General features: G+C 38.2%; 16 protein-coding genes and 1 pseudogene. 6 read left to right on the top strand and 11 right to left on the bottom strand.

Going from position 1 to position 15,041, the window contains the following annotated elements:
* Positions 1 to 15: 15 nt before the first annotated feature.
* The 7 genes from AACV33_RS14900 to AACV33_RS14870 all read right to left on the bottom strand — a co-directional run bounded on the left by AACV33_RS14900 (position 16) and on the right by AACV33_RS14870 (position 5,996).
* Complete coding sequence (locus AACV33_RS14900) at positions 16 to 765, bottom strand: flagellar basal body rod protein FlgF (protein ID WP_017021168.1); 750 nt, start codon at positions 763 to 765, stop codon at positions 16 to 18.
* Between the two features lie 213 nt (positions 766 to 978).
* Positions 979 to 2,277: a flagellar hook protein FlgE gene (gene flgE, locus AACV33_RS14895; RefSeq protein ID WP_017021169.1), complete on the bottom strand. Its 1,299-nt coding sequence runs from the start codon at positions 2,275 to 2,277 to the stop codon at positions 979 to 981.
* A gap of 164 nt (positions 2,278 to 2,441) precedes the next feature.
* A complete protein-coding gene (flgD, locus tag AACV33_RS14890) occupies positions 2,442 to 3,152 on the bottom strand; it encodes a flagellar hook assembly protein FlgD (protein WP_012550832.1) in 711 nt (236 codons plus the stop codon).
* A 15-nt stretch (positions 3,153 to 3,167) separates the two neighbouring features.
* Positions 3,168 to 3,584, bottom strand: coding sequence for a flagellar basal body rod protein FlgC (gene flgC / locus AACV33_RS14885; protein ID WP_012550833.1), 417 nt, complete (start codon positions 3,582 to 3,584; stop codon positions 3,168 to 3,170).
* Positions 3,585 to 3,586: 2 nt separating this feature from the next.
* Positions 3,587 to 3,982, bottom strand: coding sequence for a flagellar basal body rod protein FlgB (gene flgB / locus AACV33_RS14880; protein ID WP_012550834.1), 396 nt, complete (start codon positions 3,980 to 3,982; stop codon positions 3,587 to 3,589).
* 194 nt (positions 3,983 to 4,176) lie between these two features.
* Positions 4,177 to 5,004, bottom strand: coding sequence for a CheR family methyltransferase (locus AACV33_RS14875; RefSeq protein WP_012550835.1), 828 nt, complete (start codon positions 5,002 to 5,004; stop codon positions 4,177 to 4,179).
* 71 nt (positions 5,005 to 5,075) lie between these two features.
* Positions 5,076 to 5,996 (bottom strand): chemotaxis protein CheV, encoded by a 921-nt coding sequence (locus AACV33_RS14870; RefSeq protein WP_012550836.1) that lies wholly within the window; start codon positions 5,994 to 5,996, stop codon positions 5,076 to 5,078.
* A 95-nt stretch (positions 5,997 to 6,091) separates the two neighbouring features.
* On the opposite strand from AACV33_RS14870, the gene flgA reads away from it, so the two are divergent.
* From flgA to AACV33_RS14855, 3 genes are all read left to right on the top strand, one after another.
* Positions 6,092 to 6,817, top strand: coding sequence for a flagellar basal body P-ring formation chaperone FlgA (flgA, locus tag AACV33_RS14865; protein WP_241802806.1), 726 nt, complete (start codon positions 6,092 to 6,094; stop codon positions 6,815 to 6,817).
* A gap of 220 nt (positions 6,818 to 7,037) precedes the next feature.
* The gene (flgM, locus tag AACV33_RS14860) at positions 7,038 to 7,349 is read left to right on the top strand and encodes a flagellar biosynthesis anti-sigma factor FlgM (protein ID WP_017021172.1); all 312 of its coding nucleotides are present in this window, start codon (positions 7,038 to 7,040) and stop codon (positions 7,347 to 7,349) included.
* Positions 7,350 to 7,401: 52 nt separating this feature from the next.
* On the top strand, positions 7,402 to 7,830 hold the full coding sequence (locus AACV33_RS14855) for a flagella synthesis protein FlgN (RefSeq protein ID WP_017021173.1): 429 nt from the start codon (positions 7,402 to 7,404) through the stop codon (positions 7,828 to 7,830).
* Positions 7,831 to 8,372: 542 nt separating this feature from the next.
* Here AACV33_RS14855 and AACV33_RS14850 read toward each other — a convergent pair.
* Entirely contained in the window at positions 8,373 to 8,807 is a 435-nt protein-coding gene (locus AACV33_RS14850; protein WP_012550840.1) for an LPP20 family lipoprotein, read from the bottom strand.
* Between the two features lie 8 nt (positions 8,808 to 8,815).
* On the bottom strand, positions 8,816 to 9,451 hold the full coding sequence (locus tag AACV33_RS14845; protein ID WP_012550841.1) for a FlgO family outer membrane protein: 636 nt from the start codon (positions 9,449 to 9,451) through the stop codon (positions 8,816 to 8,818).
* 172 nt (positions 9,452 to 9,623) lie between these two features.
* On the opposite strand from AACV33_RS14845, the gene AACV33_RS14840 reads away from it, so the two are divergent.
* The 3 genes from AACV33_RS14840 to AACV33_RS14830 all read left to right on the top strand — a co-directional run bounded on the left by AACV33_RS14840 (position 9,624) and on the right by AACV33_RS14830 (position 13,161).
* The gene (locus AACV33_RS14840; protein WP_017021175.1) at positions 9,624 to 10,760 is read left to right on the top strand and encodes a flagellar assembly protein FlgT; all 1,137 of its coding nucleotides are present in this window, start codon (positions 9,624 to 9,626) and stop codon (positions 10,758 to 10,760) included.
* Between the two features lie 136 nt (positions 10,761 to 10,896).
* Positions 10,897 to 12,834: a GGDEF domain-containing protein gene (locus AACV33_RS14835; RefSeq protein ID WP_182700368.1), complete on the top strand. Its 1,938-nt coding sequence runs from the start codon at positions 10,897 to 10,899 to the stop codon at positions 12,832 to 12,834.
* A gap of 150 nt (positions 12,835 to 12,984) precedes the next feature.
* The gene (locus AACV33_RS14830; RefSeq protein ID WP_012550845.1) at positions 12,985 to 13,161 is read left to right on the top strand and encodes a hypothetical protein; all 177 of its coding nucleotides are present in this window, start codon (positions 12,985 to 12,987) and stop codon (positions 13,159 to 13,161) included.
* Between the two features lie 51 nt (positions 13,162 to 13,212).
* Here AACV33_RS14830 and gltX read toward each other — a convergent pair whose 3' ends face one another.
* Together gltX and AACV33_RS14820 are read right to left on the bottom strand one after the other, a co-directional pair.
* A complete protein-coding gene (gltX, locus tag AACV33_RS14825; RefSeq protein WP_012550846.1) occupies positions 13,213 to 14,637 on the bottom strand; it encodes a glutamate--tRNA ligase in 1,425 nt (474 codons plus the stop codon).
* 185 nt (positions 14,638 to 14,822) lie between these two features.
* Positions 14,823 to 15,041, bottom strand: a pseudogene (locus AACV33_RS14820) (hypothetical protein); the annotation flags it as partial.

The raw sequence follows: 15,041 nt of genomic DNA, 5'->3' as shown, positions 1-15,041 counted from the left end.
AAGTTAATTGTTCAATTAACCCATACGTAATAATGAGCTTGAAGCTTTATCCATTTCTTCAGCAGTACTCATCATCTTGACTTGCATTTCAAACTGACGCTGCAAATCAATTAAATTGGTCATCTCACCTACGGCATTTACGTTACTGCCTTCCAATGCACCTTTAAGCACCGTCACGCTAGCGTCGGCTTGGAATGCATTATTAGGATTTTTAGAACGGAACAAACCATTCGTATCTTTGAATAAATCACGGTTATCTGTTTTTACTAATTTAATGCGGTCGACTTCAGCCATGGCTTCTGCTGGTGCACCTTGCTCTAATACTGAAATCGTACCGTCTTTTGCAATTTGAATTTTTGAAATTGGAAGCGGCAAAGTAATCGGCGCATTATTTTCGCCCATCACCAAATGGCCACTGCCATTCATTAGCAAGCCTGTCTCATCAATTTTTAGATTGCCTGCGCGGGTCAACCCTTCGCGGCCAGTGTTGTCCATTACTGAAATCCAACCATCACCTTCAATGGTTAAATCTAAATCGCGGCCCGTCGTGATGACAGAACCTTGTGCAAAATTTTGTCCCGGGCGTTCAGTCATGCTGAATACGCGACTAGGCAAACCTTCACCATACGCCTGCATTGCACGCGCTTGCTCTAAATCAGCACGAAAACCAGTCGTACTTACGTTGGCAAGGTTGTTTGAGCTAAGCTGCATAGCTTGCATGTTTTGCTTAGCGCCACTCATGGCTAAAAATAATGCGCGATCCATAATGAACTCCAAAAATCTATCTACACTCAGTATAGCAATGAGTGTGCCAAGTTTTTTATGATCTATAGATCAATAGGTTAACTGTATTGGCGTTCGGTTTACGTAGGCATAAAAATACGAAGAGGAAAAGAATGGAGAGGAAGAGGCAATAGTATCGGGTAAAAAATTGCCGTCAAAGTAGACGGCAATTTTAGCGTTATTAATTCAATTAGCTTATCGAATTTGTAAGATATTTTGTTGTAGCTGGTTGTGCACATCTAATGCACGAGAGTTCGCTTGGAAGTTACGTTGCGCTGAGATTAAATCAACCAGCTCTTGAGTCATATCAATGTTTGATTGCTCTAACGTACCACTTTGAATATCACCAAATGAACCTTGGTTTGCTTCACCCCAAATTGCCGCACCAGACGCTTGAGTAGTCGACCACTGCGTGCCGCCATTCTGAGCAAGACCTTGTTGGTTGGTTACTCGAACCATCGCAACACGACCTAACGTGACGTCTTTACCATTTGAGTAAGAACCAACAATGTTACCACTCTTATCAATATCTACTTTCGATAAATAACCTGTTGTTGCACCATCTTCACTGAAGCGACGCATTTCAAACGGTGCTGAAAACTGAGTTGGATTATCAAACTTCATGGTTAATGTTTGTTGCGTATCCGCACCATTCATATTAAGACCATTCGCCCCTAAAGGTGTTGTAGTCACTGGTTGGCCAGCATTCACACTTTGGGTTGTACCGTCATTATTAAATACGATTGAGTGGCCTACTTGGCCTGCCGCATTTGTTGCGTCACCCGCATTAATGTTAACCGCTTTTTCACCTTCCGTATCCGTAGAAGAATAGAACACGTTCCAACGGTTTGGTTGCGTTGCGTCTTTCACATAATACGTGGTCATTTTGTATGGTTGACCTAATGAATCGTACGTTGTCACTGAGGTTGATTTATTAAACGTATCAGGATCATTCATATCAAAAAGAGCCGGATCTTTTGGCACTTCTGATGCTGGCAAGTTCATGCCAATATCAACATTTTCAGTGGCTCTTGGCTTACCAAATTGATCTGGGATCTTAAGTGCTTTTGGCTGATAAGATGACACATTACCCGACTCAGGGTCGACTTCGTAACCCAATAAGAATTCATCATTCGATGTTGTTACGTAATTTTCTTTATCTAAATGAAACGCACCATTACGGCTCAACTCATTTGTTCCAGGCTGAAGACGATCCTTTGCTACACCAAAGAAACCTTGCCCAGAAATACGTAAATCCATTGGGTTATTCGTATAAATACTAGACCCTTCATGGAATTGCTGAGCAATTTTAGTTGTCTGCGCGCCACCACCAGTTGTGGTTTTAGTATTTGAGAATAATGACGACGAATACACATCACCAAATTCTGCACGAGACTCTTTAAAGCCAAAGGTGTTGGCGTTTGCCAAGTTATTTGACGTTGTGTTTAGATCTTTTTGAGCAGCGGATAGACCACTTAATGCTACGTATGACATTTAATATCTCCTATCTAGCTACGCTGATTATTTTCCAATTCCATTAACGATCACAATCATTTGGGAATGTTAAAGGAATTGGCATAGCTCTATGTTTTAATAATTTTTAACAATAAATACGAGTATTCAGGCAGCAATTAATGCTGCACTGAATATTCGCCATTTTATGCTTTGCCGATCTCTAGCACTTCGGCTAATTTCATCGGTGAAGCAAAACCAGCAAGATTAAGCAAAACATTGCCATTGCCTTTGCCTAGAAGAACACTGTTGACGTTAGCGTATGTTGATACACCAAATTCTTTGTTTTCTCCATCTAGCACACCAGCCGCTTTAATGCTGTAGCGGCCAGCAGGCATTGCATTGCCTTTATCATCTTTACCGTCCCACTCAACACGTGAGTCTCCGGCTGGTTTAGCGCCTACATTTAAGGTACGAATTAATTGGCCTTGTTCGTTTTCAACACGAACCAATAAGCTATTAATCGCTTTAGGCAATTTAACCATTGCCGCCATACCTTTATCAGCTTCTTTTAAGCCTTTAGCACCTGGTACTAGCACATCACGACCAACAAGCGAAGACGCTTGTAATGCTTGGTTAGATGTCATTGATGTATTTAAGCTATCGAACTGCTTATTCATCTTGCCAATACCATCAACGGTTGCAAATGATGCCATTTGCGCAATCATTTGATCGTTTTCAACCGGCTTAGATGGGTCTTGTTGAGACAACTGTTTGGTTAATAATGCAAGGAAGTCTTCTTGCTTCAGTTCATTTTTACCGCCAGTTGTCTTTTCAGGCTTGTTCGCCTCTTGAAGACTTTTAAGCTGGTCGATGTAGGACAAGCCTTGTTGACCAACGTTATTGATTCCAGTCATAGCTACCTCCTATCCTTATTGACCCATTCGCAGAGTACTCTGCAACATTTGTTTGCCTGCATCTGCAACTTGCACATTCGTTTGGTATGAACGAGAAGCAGAAATCATGTTTGCCATTTCTTCCATTACATTAACGTTTGGTTTAAAAATATAACCATCGTCGTTTGCCATAGGGTGATCGGGGTTATATTCAGCACGTAGCGGTTTTTGGCTTTCAACAATACCCAGCACTTTTACAGGTACTGTAAAGTCTTGTTTATATTTAGCTTTACTCAATTCTGCACCAAAGATAGCGTGACGAGCTTTGTAGGTTTCAGAAGCTGAGCTACTGACACTGTCCGCATTTGCCATGTTACTTGAAGTGGTGTTGAGACGAACTGACTCTGCACTCATTGCAGAACCTGCAACGTTAAAAACATTAAATAAGCTCATCTCTATTCCCCTTTAATTGCTTTGGTGAGATTTTTGAATTTACTGCCTAAAAACTCTAATGATGCTTGATGACGAAGTTGGTTTTGCATAAATAAATTACGCTCCAAATCCACATCTACCGTATTTCCATCACCTGTATCAGGTTGGGTAGGAAGACGGTATTGAATTTCCCCTGCCACTCGTGTTGAGGCATTAATGTGCCGACCATCCGTACGACTAAGACCCATGCTTGCCTTTGATGTTGCCGACTGCATTGCTTTTTGAAAGTCCATTCCTTTTGCTTTATAGCCAGGAGTATTCGCCTGAGCGATATTAGTCGCTATCATTTCAGCACGTTGAGAGCGAACTCCAACGGTGTACTGATGAATACCTAATGCTTTATCAAAAGAAATTGCCATTTCAAAACCTCCACAAGAACTGACTAGCAGTATATATAAATTCTATATTGCAACCTGTATGCCAACTTTTTACTTAACAAGCAGATTGACGATACTACTGACAAAAAATAAAGCAATTAACATGCCTAACCTGAATTTGAGGCACAAAAAAAGCGGCCAAAGCCGCTTTTTGTTCAAAAATAAATCAATTTAGATCATTTTAGTTTGTAAATAATACCTGGATTACAACGTACCATTTCAAATTTATCGGTTAATCCTGTTAACGATTCCGAAGCACCAAGCAATAAATACCCGCCAGGGTTAAGACTTGCCGCCATTTGATTTAATACTTTGGCTTTCATATCTGGAGAAAAATAGATCAATACATTACGACAAAAAATGATGTCGAACTTACCAAGTAAGCTGTAACTGTCCATTAGATTTTGAGGACGAAAATTAACCATACGTTGAATTTTATCGTTGATCTTCATCTTACCATCACCCACATCTTCAAAAAATGCACGACGACGCTCTGGTGACAATCCACGGCTTAACGCAAGATTGTCATAAACCCCAGCTTTACACGTATCAAGCATTGATGGTGAAATGTCAGTCCCCGTAATCGCGATATTAGGTAAGAAACCGGGTTTACGCGCTTGGATCTCAGAAATAATCATTCCCATTGAATACGCTTCTTGGCCTGACGAACTCGCCGCTGACCAAATTTTCAATGGACGACGATTAGCAGCAAATTCTGGCAATAATTTTTCAGCCAATACGGTAAACGGATAGCCGTCTCTAAACCACAATGTTTCATTCGTTGTCATTGCATCAACAGCAGCAACACGCAATTCACGATTTCTGCCAGCAATAACTTGCTTTAATAAATCGGATAATGAAGCTAATGAAAACTTAGCAACTAAAGGGCTCAGTCGGCTTCTCACTAAATATTGCTTGCTGTCACCAAGGACAATGCCACATTGAGACTCAAGAAATCGGCTAAAATCACGATATTCTTGTTCGTTGATAGTTATAGTTGTCATTAACGAATAAATTTCCAAATAATAAAATGAATGTCACCTTACTTTACAGGTGACAAAATAACAGACAGGCTCTACTTCTCAACCGCTCTTTTAACAGCAGCCCCTAATTCATCAGGGTTAAACTTCGCAATAAATTGGTTTGCCCCGACACGTTCAACCATCGCTTGGTTAAAAACACCACTTAATGAAGTGTGTAAAATAACGTGTAGATCTTTCAATGCTGGTTCACGACGAATTTCTGCCGTTAGTGTATAACCATCCATTTCAGGCATTTCTACATCAGAAATAACCAAACCAATTTGTTCGTATACGCTACCTGCATTTGCCATATCGACTAATTTATCTAATGCTTCTTTACCATCTTTTACCATGATAGTTTCAAAACCAATCGATTGGACGGCACGTTGCACTTGCTTACGAGCGACACTTGAATCATCAGCGATCAATACTCTACGAACCACTTCTGGACTGATCGACGCCATTTCTTCAACCAATTCTTCATTCATGGTCTCATCAATAGGTGCAATTTCAGCTAAAATCTTTTCTACATCTAAGATTTCAACTAATTCATCATCAATGTTTGTTACTGCGGTTAAGTAGTTTGCTCGTCCAGTGCCTTGTGGTGGCGGTAAAATTGCCTCCCAATGCATATTAACAATACGCTCAACAGACTTAACAAGGAAGCCTTGAATGGTACGGTTAAATTCTGAAATAATGATAAAACACTTATCAATATCTGTTGTTGCTCGCCCACCAGTTGCAAGACTTAAATCAATCACAGAGATCGTTTGACCTCGAATGTGAGCAATTCCTTTTACTAATGGATTTAAATTTGGCATTGAAGTCAACTTCGGACACTGTAATACTTCTTTTACTTTAAAAACGTTAATACCATAACGTTGACGTCCCATAAGACGGAAAGTAAGTAGTTCTAAACGGTTTTGCCCTACAAGTTGTGTGCGCTGATTCACCGAATCCAGTATGCCTGTCATATATGACTCCATCTTGTGCCATGATAAATAAACCGCGAGCCTAACATAAACCCATTAAGAACACGATGTACCATATGGCCTTTTATAATAAAAATATGATGATAATTAAAAAGCGTGATAACAAAATCACTTTTTATCGACTTATAAGCTTTATCGGCATATTTATAAGTTTCTTTAATACTAATGCGTATGCTGCCACAGATGAGCAACTTGAAGCAATTAAAGACTCTGCAGAGTCTTTTCTTGAATCTCAAATTGAAGTACCGAGTAACGGCACATTAAGTCTTGAGTCCGCGCGGATAGATAGTAGAATTCATGCGACAGACTGTCCAGAACCTTTAATGCCGTCTTTACCCGGTCGACTTAATTCCAGTGGTAATACGTCCGTATTAGTTGAATGTATCGCAGATGATTGGAAGGTCTATGTCCCTGTAAAAGCGGAGCTAATGATGCCTTTAGTCACGGCGGCAACGTCCCTGTCAAAAGGACTCACACTCAGCGCAAATGACTTAAATTTAACCTTAGTCAACAGCCGAACGTATCGCCGAGGCGGTTATATTAATACGAATGATCTTATTGGGTCACGAATTAAACGCAGCGTTCGAGCCGGTGATGTTGTTGAAAAAAACGACATCTGCATGGTATGTCGCAATGACAGTGTTATAATTAAAGCGGTAAAAGGGGAATTAAGTATCCTAACCAAAGGAACAGCATTGGGTGATGCGGCTTTAGGCGATAATGTAAACGTCCAAAATAACAAATCTAAACGCATCATCAATGGCGTTGTTACTGCGGTAGGTGAAATTAGTATTCGGTTTTAAGTCAGAATGTTAATTTGACTTAAATTTAATGGATATTTCCTCTAAACTTTCTTAACACACCGCCGATAAGTGGAAACTGGCATTATTTATGCTTAGTTTAACAACAGTTTTTAAATAATGAAAAAGCGTCAAAAAACTTCATTATTTACTTAAGTTATTTTTTTGACAGCCGATATATCCATTAAGAAAATGTTTTAATCGGCGAAAAGGCTTGAATATTATGACAAGTATTGACCAATTACGTGCTAGCCAGGCAATGTCAACGCTACGCAGCCAAGCTCGTGTTGACTCTGGTGATAAAGCTCCAGCAAGTGCAGCACCGGCAATGTCAGCAAAAGCAGATGCGGTTTCTTTAAGTAACCAAGGTAAAGAAATTGGCCAAATGCATCAACAGTTAGCGACAGAACCTTCTTTTAACGCAGACAAAGTAGCGGCAATAAAAGCAGCTATCGCAAATGGATCGTATTCTGTTGATCCAGAACGTCTAGCTGACAATATTATCAAATTTGAAGATGAACTGGCTGGCCTATAACCTAGGCTGGTTAGTCTCTTTAAGATAACCAATAAAAGTATACAGAGACAATATGGCACAAACATTAACTGAATTATTAAATCTACAACGCAGTGTCGCTTTATCTCTTTCGACGGTTCTTAGTCGAGAGAAATATGCGATAGCAAGTAGAAAATCGGCGGATATGGAAAGCATTGCTCATGATAAATTAGGCTTGCTAAACCAACTACGTCAATATGATCAGTTATTAGGTAGCCATACAGAAAGAGAGCTGCTTTCTGAAGATAGCGCGTTAAATGAAAAAGTAACGGAAATAAAATCAATTATTCATGATTGTAAACAAGAAAATGAAATCAATGGGGAAGCACTTCAGCGCGCCCAACTAAGTTTTAATAAGTTAAATAATCTTATGCAACAAAGTCGTGGGAAAAATGGCATGACTTATACTGCTGAAGGACAAACACGTAACATAACGACACTTGGTACAAACATAAAAGCGTAACCAATCTCGGTTAACTCATCTATAGAACCGCCCAATTTGTCACTTATAACCCTGCGCCTTCCCTATTTAGAAACAATGTGACTATTGTTTCTCTGCATCAAGACCACTCTATTATTCCCTTTAATTCTTATAATGACGCTTATCTGATTTTGTCAGGAAGAGTGTGATCAAAAAACCACCAATAGGTGTAAGTATTAAAGACATAAGAAAAAAAACAGGCGCTGAACGCTCTTGGCTATGCGCGATGATAGAAACACCAATGCATAAAGACACATAAATCCAGCTTATAAAAACAACCATATCAACCTAATATTCCTTAACTACCTAATTAAAAACATAAACTATCTCAACAGGTGGCAAACTTTATACTAGGAAAAGTTAATAATGCGGAATATTACGCATTTTAAATTATATTTATTATTTAACCGATGATAACCATTTTTATTAAATAGGTATTAACAATCTTTCTCTTTCAAGATTGACATAAAAAAGCCCTAGGTATTAATACCTAGGGCAAAATGATGTTGAATGAGAGTATTACCTTAAAATAAGGTTGTTTTTCTTTGTGTTGATGGCACATCATAAACCTGACCTTGGTTTTTCATGCGTTCCATCTTTTTAAGATCTAATTTCAGCTCAGTTACGTAGCTGTCTCCAACTAAGTATGTTCTGATCACTTCTGCGCCGCGAATAATACCATCCACACCTGCAGTTGTTGATTCTTCACCAAGTTGTTGATCATTCATCTCAACTTTACCGCTGATACGCATTCCGTAGACTTGCTCTGCAAGCTCTCGATACGCATCAACTTTTGATGCTCGCATTGCGCGAATTCGTTGTTCATCAATATTCTTGCCGGCTTGCTCACTAATGCTCGCATAACCAACCGCATTCAAATGATCACTTTCACGCATTACACCTAAAGGCTGACAACCCACTAAGACTAATAATGCTAATAAAAACCAATGCTTCATCATTAGATCTCCTATGGACGTAAAATAATAGTATTGCGATCTGCTTTTTCGACATCAGAACGAATTAAAACGCCATCTTCCATTCTCATGGTATTTAATGTATCTAAATCACGGCCAATTCGATCCGCAGGTAAAAAGCCTTGTGCAGAAGCAACAACAACACGAGTTTGCATTCCAATAATACGAGCGTTAATTAATACGCCACCATCTTGACGAAGCATGGTTCCCGTTAATACATAATCAACTTGCTGCTCTTGAACTAATTCTTTCCAATCACGGCTAAACGCAAAATCACCTTGCTGAGTAACTCTGATGTTTCCTGTTGTTTTATAATCAATAACTTTAAAGCCACGACGTTGCAGTTGGAAAATAAACCCTTCAGTTACAGAGTTACCTAACCAGTTCGTTTGATCCATCTGCTGTAAATCAACAAAAGAAGTAATCGCAATTGGAGAACGTGCTGATAGCGTCGTGTTAGACGTAATCAACTGTTCAGTTAAACTTTCAATAAAATAATCCATCGTATGTCTAGGCGTATCAGCTAACATAAATGGGCTGCCATTAAACGGTTCTTTACCATTATAAATAGGTGAATAAGCACAAGCACTTATTACCATAGACAGTAACATTACAACCAAAACTCTCATTCTATTATCTCCAGATAATGTTTTTATATACTTACTGTTTCTCCTAATAAAAGCTTAAAACTCAAACTAGGAACAAAACTTGCTATAGTCTAATAAACGCAATTTGTAAGTACTTTTATCAATCAACAAATATTAGTTAGCAAATTTCATACCCATTTGGCAGATAGTAACGATGAAAAAAATAATTTATTTAATTACCTCTTTATTTACAATGTGTTACACCGCACAGGTTAATGCCGAGTGGTTCGAGGTCACAGGTTCTGCAAGTGTTCTTACCAGTAAAAATGCGGCAAGAACTCATGCACTAGAAGATGCCGCTTACCAAGCGATGCTTTTCTCAGGGGCCGATATTAGCCGCCTAAAAGATCTTCGTGTCTTTTTAGAAAACGATAATAAACACTATCAATTTAGCGGAACTGAAGTTCGTAGTATTGAAGTGATTAAAGAAAAAAAGAAAAACGGCAAGCTGTACGTTACCACTCGTATTGACATTTACCCTTCGGCAAACAGTTGCCATATTGGGCAATACAAAAAAACAGTGATGACAAGCGAAATCACGATAGACTCCCCACAACAAGCGGTTATGGGAAAGGTTTATCAGATGGGTGAAGATCTCAGCACCATATTCGCTAGACAGTTAGATAAAGAATCACAAAGCTTTGTGTCTGTCGGTACGTCTCATATCCGCATTGATAAACGTCAACCAGAAGTCGCTAAAATGATTGCCGAAGATCATGGGGCTCAATATATTTACTCTGGTCAAATTACAGATTTAAGTGCAACCATTGAACAAAATTTATTAAAGAAAGACACCATTAATCGTCAGTTTGCAATTGACGTTGCCGTCATTGATGGGAAAACAGGACAAACGGTTTACAGCAATAATTATCGTGATGTTGCTCAATGGGATTTCCCTAAAACCAGCGAAGTCGATACACAAAGTGCTCGTTTTTGGACTTCAGCTTTTGGTGAAATGGTGCTTCGTGTTAATCGTGACATGATGCTCGATTTAGAAAATAAATTCGCTTGTAAAATGACATTGCCACAAGTAGTAAATATTAATAACAATCGTATCACGATGGATCTAGGTCGTATTCATGGTGTTAAAAAAGGCGATACGTTGGATTTATGGCACACTGGTGCATTCATTGATCAAAATGGTTTGCCTCGTAATAAGGTAGCCAAAACGAATATAACATTAACGGTTGATCGCGTTTATGAACAAAATGCTGAATTAATCGTTAATCAACCTCAATTAATTAACAGCATTCAAATTGGTGATGTTATGCATAAAGTCACACCAAAATAATAAGTTACTCGCATTTATCTTATGGAAAGACAGCCCTGAGGCTGTTTTTCCATTAACGCGATCCTGCCCATCGTTTTCCGTTTGCCATTACGTTATCATTTCAAAATAATTAGAACATCATTCCAACTGGCTTATTATGTCCACATCGTTAAAATTGATGACACTATTAACTCTCTGGTTAATGGTGTCTTTTTCTTCCTATGCCATTTCAATAATGGAGTCTGACTCTTGGAAAAAAGACTACCACCAAGCAAGAATTCAAGATCCTAATCTCGCTTTAATCATGCTAGAAGACGTTTATAATGGCCTTGAACCTAGCGCAGAACGGGTTTATGTCGCCCTTCGCATGCATGGTTTCATAACACGCAGAGGCGGTGAATATCCTTTACCATCCCCCACAGCTAATCCTTACTCTCAAGTTGAATATGCCATTGTTAAAGCGATGAATCTTGAAGATCAAGCCCAAATATCAAATGCCTTTTTTCTTACCTCTCAGAGCTACCAACAAGCCGATAAACTTGATGACCCTGACCTAGATGCAATTTTTAATATACAACTGTGTAAATATAATCTTATGTTAGGTCAGCTTTATCTCGGCGAATTTTATTGTCAGAGCGCTATACAAAATATAAAAACATCAACCAATCATTATATTGACCTTAAGTGGCCCTATCGATTGCTTGCACTTGCCTACCAAGAAATGAATAATTTCACCAAAGCATTAAAAGCCAGTGAGGAAGTGATAAAGCTAAGTCAGCCCTATGATATTAATGACACTACCTTTAATAACATTGGAAACTTACTTATCTCTATGGGTAAATTAAATTCAGGTGAATTGTATTTATTAAAATCACTAGAGATTAGAAAAAGCAGAAATATTGCTCAAAAAGTAGCACAAACAGAAACTGATTTAGCTGAATTATATTTAAAAAAAGGACAACTAGATAAAGCAAAATTATTTTCTCTGCGGGCTATTGAGCACTTTAATAGCGGACTGTTCAAAATAGGCTTAGGTTCTGCTTACTTAGTTCATGGCAAAATATTAACTGCAGAAGGTTTTTTTGATGAAGGTATTGAATACCTTTACTTAGCCTTATCGACACTTAAAGATAAAAAAAATGCCAAATTAATCATCAATACATATCAATCATTGAGTCGTATTTATTTGGAATACCAACACCCTAACAAAGCATTAGAACTGATAAATTTGGCGATTAATAAAGCAAAAAAAACAGAAAGTAAAAATTTACTTGCTTCATCCTATTTGCATCAAGCAAAGATATTAAAAGGTATGGGGAAATTTGAAGCGGCACTAGAGAGTCATTTATCGTATGAAGCATTACAGCAATGGATAAACCATAATAAAGAACAACAAGCTTACGAAGCATTAGAGTTACGTAGAAACACCCTTGAAAGTCAAATTATTATCCAAAACTCAGAGAACAATAAAAAACAACAACAAACTGAATTACTTAAAACAAAGCAAAATCGTAACCTACTTTTTTTATGCTTTATCTTTTTATTTTTATTTACTCTCTATATGACGTACTCACGAAGAAAATTTCGTTTACTCACAGAGAAAGATACATTAACAACCCTAAATAATAGGGCTTCTATTTTTAATAAAATTAAGTCGACATTAAAAACACCTCATTCAGAAATGGCCTTAATCATGCTCGACGTTGATAATTTCAAGCAATTCAATGATGAACACGGACATCCAAATGGTGATTTAGCTTTAAAGCACTTATCAATCGTCCTACAAAAACACCTCTCATTCCCTCATGAAATCGGTCGTGTTGGGGGGGAGGAATTTATGATTATCTTAAAAAACCTGTCAAAGTTGGAATGCTCTAGGTTAATAAATAAATTAAGAGTTGAACTCGAACAATCAACATTCATGACGTTAGATGTAAAAAGATTAGCGATTACGGCAAGCTTTTCTTGGATGTATATTGAAGAATCAATGACGGATATAGACCAAATCTACTTCGTTTTAGATGAAGGATTATATCAAGCCAAAGCGAATGGTCGAAATTGTATTGTCGATGCGTTAATTGATCCAATCACTTAAGATAATTATCTGCATAAATGTAATTCGATGTAATTTCCAACTGAATATTTACAATATTACATTCACAACTATATTTAAATAAGCAATGGATATGCGAAAATAAATAACTACCATGGATATATCAATAAACGTATTGTTGAGGATAACATCATGAAATATAGATTATTAGCCATTTTAATTGCTGCCTTTTCGTCTAATGTATTCGCTTTAGAAGGCTCAACAGAAATAGGTCCGAAAGTGTCCTGTGAACAAACTGATGGCACAGTAGTTATGACATATGCAACACTGTGTAAAGCAGCGGAAGGGACAATTAAAAGCATTCTTTAGCACAAAAAAAACCGCTGAAATCAGCGGTTTTTTAATTTAATCGTATTTGAATTAAGCGTTCGCTTCACGTTCAGCAATAAATGCTAACGCCATCTTAATTCGAGTAACGACTCGTTCTTTTCCGATTAACTGCATTACAGCGTCAACTGATGGTGATTGACCACCGCCAGTAACGGCTACACGCAAAGGCATACCAATCTTACCCATACCGATTTCTAGCTCTGCACAAACTTCTTCAATGACGTTATGTAGATTCTCTGTTGTCCACTCTTGTAGAGCTTCAATTTTAGCAAGCGCTAATTCTAGAGGACCTTTGGCAACACCACGTAGATGTTTTTTAGCTGCGCCAGCATCAAATGCTTCGAAGTCTTCGTAGAAATAACGAGATTGGTCAGCAAGCTCAATCAATGTATTACAACGCTCACTAACTAAAGTAATAACGTCAGTAATTGCTGGGCCATTGTCTAAAGAGATTTCTTTTTGATCTAAATGCCATTGTAGGTAGTTAGCTACATATTCTGGTTCAGATGTTTTGATGTAATGGTTGTTCAACCAACGAAGTTTATCAGTATTAAACGCCGACGCTGATTTACTTACTGCATCTAGGCTAAACAAGTTAATCATTTCTTCTTGAGAGAAGATTTCTTGATCACCATGAGACCAACCAAGACGAACTAAATAGTTATTTAGTGCATTAGGTAGATAGCCTTCATCACGATACTGCATTACCGATACCGCACCATGACGCTTAGATAATTTAGCGCCATCATCACCAAGAATCATTGCACAGTGTGCAAACATTGGTACTGGAGCACCAAGTGCTTCATAGATATTGATTTGACGAGGTGTATTATTAATATGATCTTCACCACGAATAACCTGAGTAATACCCATATCCCAGTCATCAACGACAACAACGAAATTATACGTTGGTGCACCATCAGTACGACGAATGATCAAGTCATCTAATTGGCTGTTTGAGATTTCAATACGACCACGGATTTGGTCATCAAAGACAACACTGCCTTCTTTTGGATTACGGAAGCGAATAACAGAAGCATCGCCTTCTTTTGCTGCGGCATTTGCGGCAACAATTTTAGGATGGTTTGCATCGTAGCGAGCCATCTCTTTATTTTCTTCTTGCTCTGTACGAATTTCATCAAGCAATTCTTTTGAAGCATAACATTTGTATGCTTTATCTTCAGAAAGCAATAGATCCACGACTTCGTTATAACGATCAAAACGCTTAGATTGGTAGTATGGACCTTCATCCCACTCCATTCCCATCCACTTCATGCCTTCAAGAATTGCATCAACCGCTTCTTGAGAGTTACGTTCTAAATCTGTGTCTTCAATACGAAGTACAAATTCGCCGCCTTTGTTTTTAGCAAAAAGCCATGAATAAAGTGCAGTGCGTGCACCACCAACGTGAAGGTAGCCTGTTGGGCTTGGAGCAAAACGTGTTTTAACCGTCATCGATATTACCTTTTGAAGAGGTTGAGCTGAATCTGTCAGCACCATGTAATTTATGCGCTATTTTAGCACCATAAGGTAAATCTACAATGATTGAGTGAGGTTAAGTTCAAGAAGAGATAAAGAAAGGAAGCGGACCGCTTAACAAATACCAATGTAAGCGATCACTATAGATAAGATAAATTACATTATTTATTAAGTAGCCACGTTAAAATAGTCGACTTATCTTCTACTGACGATTTCTCATACCAATACGTCAACATCTCAAGAGATTTTGATGTGCTCGCTAATGGACTATTGATTGCTTTACGATTTGCAAAGGCCCACTCAGTAAATGACTCTTGCTCTACTGCTGTTGATTCATCAAACCAATATTTCGTCATTTCTACCGGTTTAGAATCACTCAC

Origin of the sequence: Aliivibrio sp. SR45-2, from assembly GCF_963890165.1 — a bacterium.
Taxonomy (GTDB): Bacteria; Pseudomonadota; Gammaproteobacteria; order Enterobacterales; family Vibrionaceae; genus Aliivibrio; species Aliivibrio salmonicida.
The sequence above is the reverse complement of the archived record's forward strand: the minus strand, read 5'-3'. Positions and strand labels throughout refer to the sequence as shown.

Excerpts from the sequence above, each read along its gene's own strand:
- AACV33_RS14900 (WP_017021168.1), bottom strand. The coding sequence starts at position 765 with ATGGATCGCGCATTATTTTTAGCCATGAGTGGCGCTAAGCAAAACATG.
- flgE (WP_017021169.1), bottom strand. The coding sequence starts at position 2,277 with ATGTCATACGTAGCATTAAGTGGTCTATCCGCTGCTCAAAAAGATCTA.
- flgD (WP_012550832.1), bottom strand. The coding sequence starts at position 3,152 with ATGACTGGAATCAATAACGTTGGTCAACAAGGCTTGTCCTACATCGAC.
- flgC (WP_012550833.1), bottom strand. The coding sequence starts at position 3,584 with ATGAGCTTATTTAATGTTTTTAACGTTGCAGGTTCTGCAATGAGTGCA.
- flgB (WP_012550834.1), bottom strand. The coding sequence starts at position 3,982 with ATGGCAATTTCTTTTGATAAAGCATTAGGTATTCATCAGTACACCGTT.
- AACV33_RS14875 (WP_012550835.1), bottom strand. The coding sequence starts at position 5,004 with ATGACAACTATAACTATCAACGAACAAGAATATCGTGATTTTAGCCGA.
- AACV33_RS14870 (WP_012550836.1), bottom strand. The coding sequence starts at position 5,996 with ATGACAGGCATACTGGATTCGGTGAATCAGCGCACACAACTTGTAGGG.
- flgA (WP_241802806.1), top strand. The coding sequence starts at position 6,092 with ATGATGATAATTAAAAAGCGTGATAACAAAATCACTTTTTATCGACTT.
- flgM (WP_017021172.1), top strand. The coding sequence starts at position 7,038 with ATGACAAGTATTGACCAATTACGTGCTAGCCAGGCAATGTCAACGCTA.
- AACV33_RS14855 (WP_017021173.1), top strand. The coding sequence starts at position 7,402 with ATGGCACAAACATTAACTGAATTATTAAATCTACAACGCAGTGTCGCT.
- AACV33_RS14850 (WP_012550840.1), bottom strand. The coding sequence starts at position 8,807 with ATGATGAAGCATTGGTTTTTATTAGCATTATTAGTCTTAGTGGGTTGT.
- AACV33_RS14845 (WP_012550841.1), bottom strand. The coding sequence starts at position 9,451 with ATGAGAGTTTTGGTTGTAATGTTACTGTCTATGGTAATAAGTGCTTGT.
- AACV33_RS14840 (WP_017021175.1), top strand. The coding sequence starts at position 9,624 with ATGAAAAAAATAATTTATTTAATTACCTCTTTATTTACAATGTGTTAC.
- AACV33_RS14835 (WP_182700368.1), top strand. The coding sequence starts at position 10,897 with ATGTCCACATCGTTAAAATTGATGACACTATTAACTCTCTGGTTAATG.
- AACV33_RS14830 (WP_012550845.1), top strand. The coding sequence starts at position 12,985 with ATGAAATATAGATTATTAGCCATTTTAATTGCTGCCTTTTCGTCTAAT.
- gltX (WP_012550846.1), bottom strand. The coding sequence starts at position 14,637 with ATGACGGTTAAAACACGTTTTGCTCCAAGCCCAACAGGCTACCTTCAC.